Origin of the sequence: Shewanella sp. SM32, assembly GCF_025654235.1 — a bacterium.
In the GTDB taxonomy this organism is placed as follows: domain Bacteria; phylum Pseudomonadota; class Gammaproteobacteria; order Enterobacterales; family Shewanellaceae; genus Shewanella; species Shewanella oncorhynchi.
Genome location: NZ_JAKKRO010000006.1, coordinates 1 through 14,098 on the forward strand (window position 1 = coordinate 1; position 14,098 = coordinate 14,098).

The 14,098-nt window shown below is 44.1% G+C and carries 18 protein-coding genes and 1 riboswitch; of the genes, 9 read left to right on the forward strand and 9 right to left on the reverse strand.

The features are described from left to right. A partial coding sequence (locus L5M10_RS03735; RefSeq protein ID WP_263254856.1) for a transposase occupies window positions 1-207 on the forward strand: 207 nt, incomplete at its 5' end. A gap of 120 nt (window positions 208-327) precedes the next feature. Next, complete coding sequence (locus L5M10_RS03740; RefSeq protein ID WP_049821724.1) at window positions 328-789, forward strand: Fur family transcriptional regulator; 462 nt, start codon at window positions 328-330, stop codon at window positions 787-789. A 335-nt stretch (window positions 790-1,124) separates the two neighbouring features. Here the strand turns inward: L5M10_RS03740 and L5M10_RS24215 are convergent, their stop codons facing one another. Together L5M10_RS24215 and L5M10_RS03745 are read right to left on the reverse strand one after the other, a co-directional pair. Continuing rightward, the gene (locus L5M10_RS24215) at window positions 1,125-1,313 is read right to left on the reverse strand and encodes an Arm DNA-binding domain-containing protein (protein WP_411569199.1); all 189 of its coding nucleotides are present in this window, start codon (window positions 1,311-1,313) and stop codon (window positions 1,125-1,127) included. 985 nt (window positions 1,314-2,298) lie between these two features. Beyond that, window positions 2,299-3,039, reverse strand: a complete 741-nt coding sequence (locus L5M10_RS03745) for a carbonic anhydrase (protein ID WP_219252817.1) — start codon at window positions 3,037-3,039, stop codon at window positions 2,299-2,301. Window positions 3,040-3,588: 549 nt separating this feature from the next. After that, window positions 3,589-3,700, forward strand: a riboswitch (yybP-ykoY riboswitch). Window positions 3,701-3,792: 92 nt separating this feature from the next. Between L5M10_RS03745 and L5M10_RS03750 the strand changes: the two genes are divergently transcribed. From L5M10_RS03750 to L5M10_RS03760, 3 genes are all read left to right on the forward strand, one after another. Next, entirely contained in the window at window positions 3,793-4,797 is a 1,005-nt protein-coding gene (locus L5M10_RS03750) for a sodium:calcium antiporter (protein WP_263254857.1), read from the forward strand. A gap of 92 nt (window positions 4,798-4,889) precedes the next feature. Further along, window positions 4,890-5,282, forward strand: coding sequence for a GGDEF domain-containing protein (locus L5M10_RS03755; RefSeq protein WP_263254858.1), 393 nt, complete (start codon window positions 4,890-4,892; stop codon window positions 5,280-5,282). A 242-nt stretch (window positions 5,283-5,524) separates the two neighbouring features. Beyond that, on the forward strand, window positions 5,525-7,246 hold the full coding sequence (locus tag L5M10_RS03760; RefSeq protein WP_263163183.1) for a potassium/proton antiporter: 1,722 nt from the start codon (window positions 5,525-5,527) through the stop codon (window positions 7,244-7,246). A 196-nt stretch (window positions 7,247-7,442) separates the two neighbouring features. Here the strand turns inward: L5M10_RS03760 and L5M10_RS03765 are convergent, their stop codons facing one another. The 3 genes from L5M10_RS03765 to L5M10_RS03775 are packed head-to-tail and all read right to left on the reverse strand — an operon-like array spanning window position 7,443 to window position 8,319. Next, window positions 7,443-7,802, reverse strand: coding sequence for a hypothetical protein (locus tag L5M10_RS03765; RefSeq protein ID WP_263163184.1), 360 nt, complete (start codon window positions 7,800-7,802; stop codon window positions 7,443-7,445). After that, on the reverse strand, window positions 7,792-8,007 hold the full coding sequence (locus L5M10_RS03770) for a helix-turn-helix transcriptional regulator (RefSeq protein ID WP_168823718.1): 216 nt from the start codon (window positions 8,005-8,007) through the stop codon (window positions 7,792-7,794). Before L5M10_RS03770 ends, L5M10_RS03765 begins: the two co-directional genes overlap by 11 nt. 54 nt (window positions 8,008-8,061) lie before the next feature. After that, complete coding sequence (locus L5M10_RS03775; protein ID WP_251073342.1) at window positions 8,062-8,319, reverse strand: hypothetical protein; 258 nt, start codon at window positions 8,317-8,319, stop codon at window positions 8,062-8,064. Window positions 8,320-8,441: 122 nt separating this feature from the next. On the opposite strand from L5M10_RS03775, the gene L5M10_RS03780 reads away from it, so the two are divergent. Continuing rightward, window positions 8,442-8,567 carry a hypothetical protein gene (locus L5M10_RS03780; RefSeq protein ID WP_263163186.1) on the forward strand — a complete coding sequence of 42 codons (126 nt, stop codon included), beginning with the start codon at window positions 8,442-8,444 and terminating at the stop codon, window positions 8,565-8,567. Further along, window positions 8,564-8,779, forward strand: a complete 216-nt coding sequence (locus L5M10_RS03785; RefSeq protein ID WP_105252880.1) for a helix-turn-helix transcriptional regulator — start codon at window positions 8,564-8,566, stop codon at window positions 8,777-8,779. Before L5M10_RS03780 ends, L5M10_RS03785 begins: the two co-directional genes overlap by 4 nt. Before the next feature lie 71 nt (window positions 8,780-8,850). On the opposite strand, the gene L5M10_RS03790 is transcribed toward L5M10_RS03785, so the two are convergent. The 4 genes from L5M10_RS03790 to L5M10_RS03805 all read right to left on the reverse strand — a co-directional run bounded on the left by L5M10_RS03790 (window position 8,851) and on the right by L5M10_RS03805 (window position 11,339). Next, window positions 8,851-9,090, reverse strand: a complete 240-nt coding sequence (locus L5M10_RS03790) for a hypothetical protein (RefSeq protein WP_263198157.1) — start codon at window positions 9,088-9,090, stop codon at window positions 8,851-8,853. A gap of 197 nt (window positions 9,091-9,287) precedes the next feature. Then, window positions 9,288-9,902 (reverse strand): hypothetical protein, encoded by a 615-nt coding sequence (locus L5M10_RS03795; RefSeq protein WP_263254859.1) that lies wholly within the window; start codon window positions 9,900-9,902, stop codon window positions 9,288-9,290. Window positions 9,903-10,129: 227 nt separating this feature from the next. Continuing rightward, window positions 10,130-10,759: a site-specific integrase gene (locus tag L5M10_RS03800; protein WP_263254860.1), complete on the reverse strand. Its 630-nt coding sequence runs from the start codon at window positions 10,757-10,759 to the stop codon at window positions 10,130-10,132. A 136-nt stretch (window positions 10,760-10,895) separates the two neighbouring features. Further along, window positions 10,896-11,339 carry an Arm DNA-binding domain-containing protein gene (locus L5M10_RS03805; RefSeq protein WP_263254861.1) on the reverse strand — a complete coding sequence of 148 codons (444 nt, stop codon included), beginning with the start codon at window positions 11,337-11,339 and terminating at the stop codon, window positions 10,896-10,898. Window positions 11,340-11,515: 176 nt separating this feature from the next. Between L5M10_RS03805 and sbcB the strand changes: the two genes are divergently transcribed. Beyond that, the gene (gene sbcB / locus L5M10_RS03810) at window positions 11,516-12,934 is read left to right on the forward strand and encodes an exodeoxyribonuclease I (RefSeq protein ID WP_263254862.1); all 1,419 of its coding nucleotides are present in this window, start codon (window positions 11,516-11,518) and stop codon (window positions 12,932-12,934) included. A gap of 211 nt (window positions 12,935-13,145) precedes the next feature. Continuing rightward, window positions 13,146-14,036, forward strand: a complete 891-nt coding sequence (gene cdd / locus L5M10_RS03815) for a cytidine deaminase (protein WP_212599913.1) — start codon at window positions 13,146-13,148, stop codon at window positions 14,034-14,036. The last annotated feature ends 62 nt before the right edge of the window (window positions 14,037-14,098 follow it).

The window sequence follows — 14,098 nt, forward strand, 5'->3', positions numbered from 1 at the left end:
TTACGTTTGCAAAACTTACGTTTGCAAAACGACATCAATGTTCTAAGCCAGCTACGTTTAGGCCAAAAAGTCCACTTCAAGGCCAAAGAAGGCCAAGTGTTCGGGGTGGTTATCAAAATCAACAAGAAATCAGTGATGGTGGTCAGCGATGATAACCGCCAGTGGAAAATCCCACCAGGACTGGTGCAGATCATGAAAGACATCTAGCCAGGATGCTTGGCCGAAATCTATAAGGCGTCAATACGTCCTAAAATGGACGCTTACATTAGAAGGGGTGGATCAGGTAAACTGTGCAAGTATGATCATTTCAAAAAAATTGGCAGTTCTATGACAGGAAAAAATCTTGATTTACTGCGTGAAGTAGTGAAAAAGTGTGAAGAAAAAGGCATCAATCTTACCAGTAAGCGCAAAAAAGTACTTATCGTATTACAGGAACATGATGTTCCTTTGTCTGCCTATGAAATTGCCGATGTGTTAAAACAAAGTTTGGGCGAGAGTTTACCCATAATGTCTATCTATCGCATGTTGGATTTCTTAGTACAGGAACAATTAGTGCATAAGTTATTAACGGTGAATAAGTATATTGCCTGCCATCATGTATGCGATCATCACATTCACAATCAATTTTTAATTTGTAATACTTGTCAAAAAGTCACGGAGATAGCATTGCCCACTGCTCTTGTTGAACAGTTACAGTTGAATGTTAGCCAAGCAGAATTTACCTTATCGAGCCCACAGCTTGAATTAGCGGGTTGGTGTCATGAATGTCAGCAGCAACATAATAGTTAAGTTATGTACATTAACTAATTTGGAACGCTATTTATCATGGTTGCTGAACTTATCCCATACTCACAGTAACGCTATAAATTCCCCAGCCTCCGACATTCTGGTCGATAATGTCCGTCTAAAATCGTGGATATGCCAGTCTTTATTTCATATCGCGGACCAGCTCATTAATAGAAGCAACATTACCCGGTCGCTTGCCGTGGGAAAGCGCCATGGCGAGTGATATAAGTTCCACTGTTCTTATAATATCTCGAGTAAAGCGGAATTGATCGGCCTTCGAATGTGTTAAGCGGTTTCCAAAACGCATAGGGATCTATAATATTTACCCATGAATTTAGTCACGCAGGGACCAGCTTACATGCGTCAGCAAGTCCTAAATCCGGGTAGAGACCAAAGGTTAAGCACCCTGATGGATTATCAATCCTAAATCGATACTGCCATGTTATAGTCCCTGTAGGGGTAATACGAACGCTTAAGCCGTCGCGGTCTGCAAGCTCTGGTTTCTCTAAATATGGCCTGCCGTTTATCGAACTTAACTAATTGTCAGATAAAGACATTTTTATTACTCTGTGTACATCTGATTTTAGCTAATCTGACGCAGAACCCAATATATACAGATTATGTACTCACATCGAAGAACTTCATACTAAATTGATGTAAATGACAACGAATCCAATTAAAGCAATTTAACTACTGATAACATGAAGTTACATGCTTTAGAGAACGAAAATAAATGAAGATGAAAGACGATAAAGTAGGGTCGATTTTTTGGCACGACTATGGAAACATGTAATATTAACCATTGATTTATAATAAATATATGTACACACTTCGTTTAAGAACCTTCCAATATCACAGCTGCTAAACAACAAAATCACTTCTAAATTCGATACTATTTTTAATTGCAAAAAAATGTTGTCTAATTATGTTTATCTATTAAAAAGTGGTGTGCATGACAAGTGCTTAAGAACTTCCGGCTCCATACTTCTGATTACTTTAGCAGAGTGTTCTAATTCTAAATTAAGCTCAGACCAACCATCAGTGCTCATAAACTCTGCCAGTAGATAACAAATCCTAGGTGTAACGGCTCACAATCGAAATTCCTTGTGCTCGCCATTAGCGCAATCTTCGGCTCAGATTAAGTGACAATAAAATCTTACTGAGCTCACATTAAGTGATAGACAGATGACGGTCAGCTTTATTGGTAGTGCTTAATTTCAATGCAGTGTTCAGTTCACAATAGTGTTCTGTCGCGCAGAGTTTGCGTCAGCAAGGCGAGCTCCTGATCTTTGCTTCAAACCCGAGCATAACCGTAAAAGGCCATTGTTATTAAAAATGTCTCGTTAGGCTTTAGATGAGGAAAACATAACATCCAAATGAGACAGAAAAACCGTCTCATTTGGATGTATGCTTTAGGTATACTCAAAACATACATTAGCATCAGAGATAAAATTTAATAATCTCTTAGTAGAGTGCGAGGCAGACTTTTAGGGCTAGGGACTTATGTTGCCGTTATACCTCGAAAAACTCAATCTTACCGCCAGTAAGGTGATACATACTACCAACGATTTTAATTTTATTCTGGTCTTCCAGCTGTTTCAGTACCGGGCTGTTTTTGCGGATATTCTCGATAGTCAGTTCAACATTTTTCCTTGCCACAGCATCGACAAAATCGTAATTACTCCCTTTACGCTCTCCGGTGTACTCGGTTTTTTCAATAGCAGGTTTAATTTCATTCAGCAGGCCCGTCAGGTTGCCTAGTTCTGCATTATCAATAGCGCCACGTATCGCACCACAGCGGGTATGCCCCATAACCAGCACCAATTTCGCACCAGCAAGAGCACAGGCGAATTCCATACTGCCCAATATATCGCGATTACTGATATTACCCGCAACACGGGAATTGAACGTTTCGCCGATCCCCGCATCCAGCACAATTTCCGCTGGCGCACGTGAGTCAATGCAGCTAAGGATCACTGCAGCAGGATACTGACCCGTGATACTGTTGCGTTTCTGCGCCAAATAATCATGTTTCGCCGTGCGATTCTCCCGGAAGCGCAGATTGCCCTGCTTAAAATGTTCAATCACAGCCTCAGGTGTCATGCCATCACGTTCATCTTTACTGAGGGATGCCGCAAAAGAGATAGAGGGCACCGATAAGGCCGCCAGCCCAGTTACCGAAAGGGCCGAGACAGCAAGTGTTTGTTTCAGGATTGTCCGGCGTGAGGGTTGAGCAGGTTGGTTATTTTTCATAATGTTCTGCAGTCCAGTTTGTTGAGTTAACAAAGGTTGTTGCGATAGTACTGTTAAACAAATCACAGCTTCAACCTAATGATAGTGGAGACCCAGTCAACGCGATTAAATACGGGCGGCAGGGTTACAGGTATGGCGTTTTTCATTTGCAGTTATTGTGAACCATAAGCAATGGATAGCTAGCCCGAGGGATTTCGATTGCGAGCCGCCACATCTAGGTTCTTCCACTGATGCCTGTAACATTCCTGATAAACGAAATATTCCAAAATTTGTATACATACGATTATCGAAAATTTCTTCATATGCTGCCTATAATTTCGCAGCTCAACTACCATAAGTCTAACAAAGCTAAGAGAAAGGGCGCATAAAGCAAAGATCAAAAGATCACAAAATAGATCTGTCAAAGTTGTTGTTTCCCGCATACCTACTATTTTCAACTTCTGAGAAGAAAAAAATAACAACGCAAAATCAATACCATGCACAGAGTTTGAAATTATGAGCACACTAAAACCTAATGGCGACATTTACCTGCAAGAAAGGTAAAATGCCCCCATTGTCATTGGGGAGTAGTCATCCTTAGCCTCCCACTAAGGAGTCCACGTCAACAAAATTGAGGTCTAACACCTCATGGCGTGGTCAGCCTCTGCGAATGCGGAGAGCCAGGCGAGACCTTTGGCCGCAATACGCTTTCCCAGCCGGGCGAGCAGTGTTGTCGTGCCATTGGATTATTGCTCGCCCGGCCGGATTGCTCACATGATCCTTACTCTGACTCTGTTTTTCCTCTCAGCAGGTACCATTTATTTGGCCTGCGAATACTTCGTCAACGGCATCGAATGGTTCGGCCGCCGTTTGAATCTTGGCGCGACTGCAGTGGGTTCAGTACTTGCAGCCTTCGGTACAGCACTACCTGAAACGGCGGTGACCTTCATTGCCGTTGTCTTCGGCAAAACACCAGAGCAAAAGGACATTGGCGTCGGCGCAGCCATGGGCGGTCCGCTCGTTCTCGCTACTTTAGCCTATGCAGTGGTCGGCTTGGCACTGATTTACCACCATCGCCGCCTTCAACGGGAAACGTATCATGTACGTGCCGATCACGCCCGAATGAGTCACGACCAGCTCGCCTTTCTCGCAGTGTTTGCAGTGAAAGTGGCACTTGGCCTAATCGCCTTTGCCATCAAGCCGTGGCTGGGTGTCTTGTTTCTCGCCGCCTACGCAATCTATGTCTGGCGCGAAATTCAGGAGAGCGACACAGCGCCTGAAGAAGAAGAGATTGAACCTCTCAAAATTCAGCCTTCCGTGACGGAGCCATCGTTAAAATGGGCGGCGCTGCAAGCCGTGTTGTCCCTGATAGTTATAGGCATTGCATCCCATATATTTGTAGGTCAACTTGAGGCCATTGGCACAGCGCTACAATGGTCACCACACTTGGTAGCATTGCTGCTGAGTCCGGTGGCGACGGAGCTGCCCGAGATGATGAACACACTCATATGGATACGGCAAGGAAAGGAACGCTTGGCATTGGCCAATATTTCTGGTGCCATGATGATTCAGGCAACGATTCCCAGTGCGTTGGGTATCTTCTTTACGCCATGGCTTTTTGATGGCCCACTGATGGCGGCAGGAGTCATTACTGCTTTGGCTATTATTTTTTTATGGCAGCTATTTCGACGAGGCGTTGTAGATGCGCGTGCATTGGTCGCCGTAAGCTCATTGTACGGCGTATTTGCCTTGCTGATTGCGTTCTACTTCCCTCTCTAAGGAGCAAAGTGTTAGAGAGCGCTGTGCGGTATGGCGTTCCTATTTGGCTAAATTTGCCCTACACGCCAAGAGTGTAATGTTAAATTTTGTAAATGTTGCAAAAAATTGATTTAAATGAATTAGACTTTTCAGCGATCCTTGTGACCATCAGTAGTGATGATCAATGTATATGTCTCGTCACAAAAGCACTACGCACAGCGATACACCGCCCGAACGATTTGGTTGCGCACTATGGTGGTGAGAAATTTATTTGTCTATTACCGGATACTCAGCATTTAGGCGCGATGAACATAACTCATCGTCAACGCAGTGCTCGCTTTACATTTACTCTAGTTTCCAAGCGGTCACCATTAACTGGCGTTGTGCGTATTAAACCTCATCGGCATTTGAAATGGCAAACGCTTATCGAATCCGCAGATAAGCAATCATACTTAGCTAAAAAGCATGGACGTAATCAAGTCAGCAGGGCCAGCTTGCTACGGTAAACAGCATTATTGAGTGCCAATCGTAAATTTTGATTTTTTGAAATTATCAAAGTTGAAATGTGAAGTGGGTCACGTAGCATTTGGATAAATGGAATCATTGACTACAAGACCAAAATGCATCATGCATTTGACGATTTCTAACTGACAATTAGGCTTAGTGAAGTATCATTTTAGAGCTGGCGCAGTCATTAAAAGCTCTGTAATGGTTTAATTTCCCTACATTAATTAAAGAGAAACTATTTATGTTTGTGATCGATCAAATTATTCTCCTCGCCGCGATTTTGATTATTCTTGGTATTTTATCCAGTAAATTGTCTGCGAGATTGGGTTTACCCGTACTGGTGCTCTTTCTCATGGTGGGCATGTTAGCTGGTGAGGATGGCCCTGGAGGTATTGTTTTTGATAATGCACAAATTGCTCACGCGCTTGGGTCTTTAGCTTTAGCCATTATTTTGTTTGACGGTGGTTTGCAAACACCCATCGCGTCGATTAAGCAAGTGTGGAAGCCTGCTTCTGTGTTGGCGACTTTAGGCGTATTGGTGACAGCCATGATCACTGGTGCTGCAGCGGCTTATATTCTAGATGTTTCCTTACTTTACGGTTTACTGATTGGTGCCATTGTTGGTTCAACCGATGCTGCCGCCGTATTCTCATTACTGCGTAATGCAGGTATTCATATCAACCCACGCCTTAAAGCCACATTAGAAATTGAAAGTGCGACTAACGATCCTATGGCAATTTTTTTAACAGTTGGCTTATTGGAGATCATGGTCAAAGGGCTTGAACCAGGGACTGGATTATTGATGCTGTTTATCCAGCAAATGGGTATCGGCTCCGCAGTGGGTTTAGCGGCAGGCTGGTTATCAGTACGTATTATTAATCGTATCCATCTGACGACCTCTGGATTATATCCTGTGATGGTCGCGGCATTTGGTTTACTGTCCTTTGGCGTAGCAGCTAATCTTGGCGGCAGCGGCTTTTTAGCTATTTTTATCGCTGGTGTGGTGATAGGGAATAGTCGTTTTGTTTTTCAGCGCAGTACCTTTTTATTTCACGATGGTTTGGCATGGTTAGGCCAGATTGTTATGTTTGTTTTTTTAGGCTTGCTGATTAATCCTTCGTCTTTGCTGGATGTCTGGCAGGAAGGACTGATGATTGCAATCGTCCTGACCTTAATCGCGCGACCCTTGTCGGTAATCCCTGTACTGAAGATTTTTGGCTTTAATGCGCGTGAAATTACCCTAGTATCCTGGGTTGGGTTACGTGGTTCGGTGCCTATTATTCTGGCTATATATCCGCTGATTTATGGTCTGCCTGGTGCCAGTCTTATTTTTAGCGTGGTGTTTTTCGTCGTGTTAATTTCAGCGACAATACAGGGGTCAACATTACCCTGGGTTGCACGCGCTTTAGGACTTACGGAACCGCCTCCTGCGACACCTGCAGCGACACTGGAAATTACTGCTTTAGGCGATGTGGATGCTGACATTGTCGAGTATCAATTGGGCGATACCTCACGCGCTTCTGGTCGCCGTTTATCCCAAATGGCTTTACCTGACGGTACAGTAGTGGCGATGATAACCAGAGGAAACAATGTAATTCCACCTAGGGGATCAACCTTCCTGTATGCTGGCGATCATTTATTTATTGTGATGAAGCCCGATGTGCGTGAGTTTGTTGATCTGGTTTGCTCTGGTGTTGCAGAAGCCAATCATTATGAATTACCTACGGGTGAATTGAAGTTGAAAGGCTACACCAAAGTAGCAGATTTAAAGCACTCCTACGGTATTGAACTCTCTGCTAATGATAATTTGTCATTAGATGAAGTGCTACGTCAGAGCTTGACTGACGAGCCGACCTTAGGTGCAAGTAAAGATTTTGGGGAAGTAATATTGCATGTTCGTGAGATGGTGGGTTCGAGGATTGCGACAGTGGGTATCGTACCGAACTCAGCCAATGAAAACTGATACCAAAACAATAATTTGTAAAAGCATAGTTTCATTGTGGTCAATATAGAGATCACACCTAAGCTCAGTGCATCATTTAATCGCGAATGAGTTTGCATAGGTATCTGTCCGAACTTTTGATAAAATCCAGTCAACGGGTTAGCAATCTTGGTGGACAACCGTCTAACCCGCCAGCCCTCGCAAGAGGGCGTTCCTTCTAATTCATCCTATCCAGCAGTGCCATTTCGGCTTTTCTTAGCCAGAAGATATAAGACTTTTTTCTGTCAAATCCCATTAAAGCCCACTGCTCTTTACACAAGTAATGGGCGCGAATAGCACGTTTGCAGTTAATCGATAACTGTTCAACGAGCTGGTCAAAATGGGCGACGTGGGCAGGCACGTTGAGTTCATGCTTTAAGTTGCCACCGCCCAAGGCTTCGCCTAAACGGTCGCAGGCGCTGCGGTTCGAAAACCCCTTGCCCAATTCTTGGTACACCCAATAACAGCCCCAGCGATATAACCCTAACCGTAACGCCTTAATGTTCATCCTCTGCTCGGGTTCATCGCTAAAGGCCATTAGCCACCTCATTTATCTTCTTAACCGAAAGCTTAAACACATCAATGCATATCGATGTCACATCGTCATAGGGCGCATTAGTGCGGCCATTTTCCCAACGTTGATAAGTGCTGCGACTGATGCCGTAAATCTCAGCCACTTCGTCTTGGGTCATGCCCCGTAAACGGCGCCCTACTTTCAGTAAATCCGCGGCGCGACTAGCCATAAATCCTCCTGCGTGAAGTCCATAACCCAGTTGTGCTATTTGTTATTGTCATTGTCATAACCATCCCACTAACATTGGCTCGTCCGTCTCAGTGGTCGATTGGCGCATAATCTCGGGCGCCACATCATCAAACCCTAGTGTGATTAAGTGTGTGTGGGAGGTAAATGCCTTAAACCGAATCGTTTCACTCCAATATTGCGCAGTGCGAATGCTCACCGGCCCTACATCGTAAGGGAACAAAACGCTCATACGACGGACATTGAAGCGGTGATCTGCATCGGCGAGGCGTTTTATTGCAACGCGGCGGGCCATTCACAAAAGCAAGCTGACATTGCGCAGCACAATGCTAAGGCCGAAGCCTTTAAACAGCGACTGTTATCACTGCGCCCTGCTCTCACCTTCACGGCGTTTAACAGCACCAAGGAGAAATCGGCATGAAGCAATCTGCAGTCATCAAAGACGCTTTACGCCAGTGTTATACCCTGCCCCGCAAACAAGTCGGCAGCTGCCAACAATTTTTAAAACGACTCGCCGAGGAATTGGCAAAGGAAGGTAAATGATGATTTCGACCCAATCGACCGTGGATCAGCAAATGCAAGTGCCGCTCTTTCTTACCACTAAGGAAGTCATGACACGCTACCGGATTAGCTCATCAGCAACGCTTTGGAAGTGGCGAAGAAACGACGGTTTCCCTGCTCCTATCCATAATGGCCGCCATTACTTAAAAGCGTCGCTCGATAAGTGGGATGAAAAACAGCAAGTCGCGGCTTGAATTGATTTATTAAGCCTTAAGATAAAGCCCCATTTTTGGGGCTTTATTTTTAGACCTTTATCGATGGACTGTTAGGCCATAAACTCATCGCCTTCGACATTACAGCCTTTACTACCGCAGTTAGTGCCTACTGCTACAGCATCAGCGATGATAGCGGCGAGTCCTGTGCCGACCAGTACTATTTGGGCAATTAACAAGACACCATCGGTTGATATCCATGCGACCACTGTCGCGATAAATGATACAGCAGCGACTATGGCTCCAAACCAGCTTAGGCCATTGACGTTTCTAACAAAGCTATACATCGTCATTGATAACATAGCGTTTTAATGAGCTGAAAAACTGCATCTAGCAGCCCCTAAAAGAAGGCTGTAGCGATCAGTTCATCATTTTTAAGGTTAGTTCAAATGTGACTTTTAACAAAGGCTCGCTTCGCTGGATGTTCAACAACAATCGCGTTAGTGGCAATAGTGAACTGATTGAATCATTCATGCGATATTTTGATGTTTTACCGTCCCATTTTATCGGGCTGCAGCCGAGACGTTATGTACTCTAAACCTGCTTGATAGCCTGCGGTTTCTGTTGTGTCACCGTTTTTGGCTATTAAATAAGTGGCTTTAAACATCATCAGATTACAGACGGTAAGATAATAAAAATCATCGTCTTGCTTGAAAGCACAAAACTTTTTCCACGGTATGGTGATGGATTTACCGCTAGGGGGCACAAACGTTAGCGTCGAGGCTGTGGCGGTCACTGTATGGCTACCTTCTAGGCTCGCAAGGCTCTGTAAGGTTGTATTTTCAATCGTTCGATCCAGAGTAGTTATCTTGCCTGCAAATTTGTTAGCTTGATTTTCGGCGATGTTTTTTAATACAAATTTCCACACAAGAAGGTAAGTGATAGCGCAAATTGCGATTGCGATATATGTCTCTGGGGAGTGAATTTCTACGAAAAAATAAAACAGTAGTAACGGGGATAATAACGGGATCCATAGGAGTAATGCACGAATGATAAGGGCATATAACCACTTAGCTAAACGAGCATTCTTTGCAATGCGTGCTGAATTTATTCTTTCCGCGATTGTGATTAACTGTTCCCGCATGATTAAAAATTTTAGTTCCATGACGTCCTTGCTTAACGTTAATCCGAACACTGTGCCAAGTGCATGATTAATTGAGTTGAAATGACTAAACCATAAATAAAGCTAATAGTGAACAGATAACAGTTTACCTTGTGCCGAATTGAGCTCCAATGCACCTAATTACAAAAGGGTGTTTCTGCTGCACTGCAACGCAACTAATTTACATACTGAATAAGCTCACCATTTTCTGCTGTCAGCGACAAACATGCCTAACCCCTTCTTTCTAACACGACTATTTTGCTATCACCCAGAGCTTCCAATTTCAGCTTATTTGTCCACTGTTCATAGGCCGCGGCTTGATCATCTAACCAATCGTGTTTGTTGTACACCACCATCACCCCGCCTAGTAGATGGCCTAGCATCTTCTCTGTCACATGGGGCAACACCCCAGCTTCTGACATTCTGGTCGATAATGTGCGTCTAAAATCCTGAATACGCCAGTCAGGGATTTCGAGTCTTGGTTTGATCTCGTGGATCAGCTTATTTACTGAAGCGATGTTGCCTGGGCGCTTAAGATCGTTTGCTGCGGGAAAACTCCATGGCGAGTGATAGAGGTTCCACTGTTCTTGCAATATGTCGAATAAGGCGGGACTGATTGGCCTCCGGATTGGCAAATTAGTTTTGCTATTATTTATCGGGAAGGTCCAGACCATCGACTCAAGATCAAAATCAGCCCGTTTGGATTTTAATATTTCTGATATCCGCGCCCCTGTTAGTAAACATGCCTTGATGGCATTGGTTACGGCTTTGGTCGCGCGGCATTTATCAAGCTCACGTATGATTTTGCCACACTCTAGAATGGTGAGTACTCGCGAACCGACTTTGGGCGCGGAGCCCACATCACTGACTCGTAGTTGAAGGACATCAACAAGCGATATCATTTGCCGGCGAACGGACCAGCTAAGCACCGTCTTTAATTGTTTGAGTATCGCGCCTGCGGTAACTCGACTATAAATTGCCTTTTATCGAGAAAATCTATCCACTCGCCGAGTGTGATACTTTCGACTTTGCGATCAGCAAAGCATCATAGAGATGTGCTCTAAAGCAGGATTGGTAAGGAGTAACAGTTCCCAGCTTAAGTGCTGCACTTCGCGCCGATAAAAACTGTTCACAACAATCCCTCAGTGTTGTCTGGTCCACAAATGTGTTGCACTGTTTCCAAAACACACGTGGATCTATATTATTTGCCACTGAGTTCCGTAACTCAGGGATCAGTTTCCGTGCGTCAGCTAGTTTCAAATCAGGATAACGACCAAGGGTTAAGCGTCCATGTTGATTATCAATCCTAAATCGATACTGCCATGTTATAGTCCCTGCAGGGGTAATACGAACGCTTAAGCCGTCGCGGTCTGCAAGCTCTGGTTTCTCTAAATATGGTTTGCCGTTTATTGCACGTAACCAATTGTCAGATAAAGACATTTTAATTACCCTGTGTACATGTGATTTTAGCTAATCTGACGCAGAACCCAATATATACAGATTATGTACTCACATCGAAGAGCTGCATACTAAATTGATGTGAATGACAACGAATCCAATTAAAGCAATTTAACTACTGATAACATGAAGTTACATGCTTTAGAGAACGAAAATAAATGAAAATGAAAGACGATAAAGCAGGGTCGATTTTTTGGCACGACTACGAAACATTTGGAGCGAACCCAGCGAAAGACAGACCCTCGCAATTTGCGGGTATTCGCACGGATTTAGATCTCAATATCATCGGCGAGCCTGAGACATTCTATTGTAAGCAAGCCACTGATTATTTGCCGTCTCCGGAAGCAATATTAATCACAGGGATCACTCCACAGTTAGCTAATTTAAAAGGCATCCCTGAAACTGAGTTTATGGGACGAATTCAAGCGCTATTTAGCCAACCAAACACTTGTGTTGCAGGTTATAACTCACTGCGTTTTGACGATGAAGTGACCCGTTATGGCTTTTATCGGAACTTTATCGATCCCTATGCCCGTGAATGGCAAAATGGCAACTCTCGTTGGGATATCATTGATTTAGTGCGCGCTTGTTACGCATTTAGGCCCGAAGGCATTAACTGGCCGACAAAGGAAGATGGCTCTCCGAGTTTTAAGCTAGAACATCTTACCCAAGCGAATGGTTTAAGCCATGAGAAAGCCCATGATGCTATGTCTGATGTGTATGCAACCATCGCCATGGCAAAACTCATTCGCGAGAAACAGCCTAAATTATATCAGTACTATTTTGACCTGCGTCGTAAGCAAGCGGTTAGCGATCAAATCGATGTGCTCAATATGCAGCCTTTGGTTCACGTGAGCTCTAAAATTAGTGCGCGCAATGGTTGTGCAACGTTGATCTCACCCGTAGCGCACCATCCTACTAACAAAAATGCCGTTATTTGCGTTAATTTAGCCATGGATTTAACGCCGCTATTCGAGCTAGATGTCGAGCAAATTAAAACGCGCATGTATACGTCAAGGGCTGATCTTGCCGAAGATGAATTACCTATCGCAGTAAAACAAATTCATCTTAATAAGTGCCCTTTTATCACCTCGGCAAAAATCCTCAGTGATGAGCATGCCGCTCGTTTAGGCATAGATAAAGAATTTGCCAGAGAGCAGTATAAACGCCTAAAACGTCACCCAGAATTACGCGAAAAACTGGCGCTATTATTTGAGCATGATGACAGCAGAGTAACCACAGATCCCGATTTGATGCTGTATTCTGGTGGGTTCTTTAGCCAAGCTGATAAAGCAAAAATGGAAATCATCCGTCATACCCTACCGCAAAATCTAGCGGCGTTAGATTTGCAGTTTGATGATCCGCGTATTCCTGAGATGCTGTTTCGTTACCGCGCCCGTAATTACCCTGAACTACTCGATGATACAGAGTCGCAGCGCTGGCGTGAATTCTGTCAAAGTCGCTTAGCCGATCAAGACTACGTACTTAAATTAGAAAATTTGCTACAAGAAACACAAGCGGATGAGACTAAGCAAAAGCTACTTGCTGCCCTTTGTCATTATTTGCGTGAACTTTAAGTTGTGTAAATTCAAGCTTAAGTCTTTTGTTTTATAGTCTTAAGCTTATTTGTGTGCACCAATAGACTCACTCTATACGTGAGTAACATAAGTTTATCACTCTCAATAGCACTGACATTGACAGCGTATAAACGCGAGCTAACTCGCATTTATGCTGTAACAAAATTACTAGAATGTTCTTCCATGAACTTAACAAATAAGGAATAGGGAAATGCAAGATAGATTCATTCGTAGCATAACCCAACTGCCAACGCCGTTAGCCGATGCACTTATCCCAATGTTGCACCAGAATTTTGCTGGACACATTGATGCGCAGCAACTTGCTACGCTAACAAGTGCAAGCAAAATGACCGAAGCAGAAGTGTTATTAGCATTACTGCCGATAGCAGCGGCATTGGCCAAACCGCCTATCAGTGAGTTTTATGTCGGCGCGATAGCCAAAGGTAAAAGTGGCGATATCTACATGGGTGCCAACTTAGAATTACCCGGTGAAGCGTTATTTCATTCTGTACATGCAGAACAAAGCGCTATCAGCCACGCATGGCTCAGTGGTGAAAGCCAAATTGTTGATATCATAGTTAATGCCAGTCCTTGCGGTCATTGTCGTCAGTTTATGAATGAACTGGTTGAAGGGAGCAAGATCAGCATTCATCTACCCGCACAGGAAAGCCATCCTCTGGCCTATTATTTACCCTATGCTTTTGGGCCAAAAGACTTAAATGTCACTTCGCCCTTAATGGCCAAGCAACAAACTGAATTTGCACTAGATAGTGCCGATCCTATGATCATAGAAGGCTTAGATCATGCCGGTTTAAGCTATGCACCTTACACCCAAAGTTTTGCCGCCGTGGTATTAGAAACTCACGATGGTGCAACCTATTGCGGTCGCTACGCAGAAAATGCGGCATTCAATCCCTCTATGCTGCCCATGCAGATGGCCTTATCAAATCTGGCACGCCACAATCGTGAGTTTAGCGATATCAGCCGTGCGGTTTTAATTGAGTCATCTCAAGGAAAAATCAGCTTAGTTGGCGCGACTATGGATGCGCTCCATACCGTTGCCGCCATCGAACTTGAGCACATAGTGGTAGATCCAGTGTAACGTCTGCTTCAAATGCCAAGGGGGTTTCAGAATGCCAACGGCGAAATACGTTTATGCATATT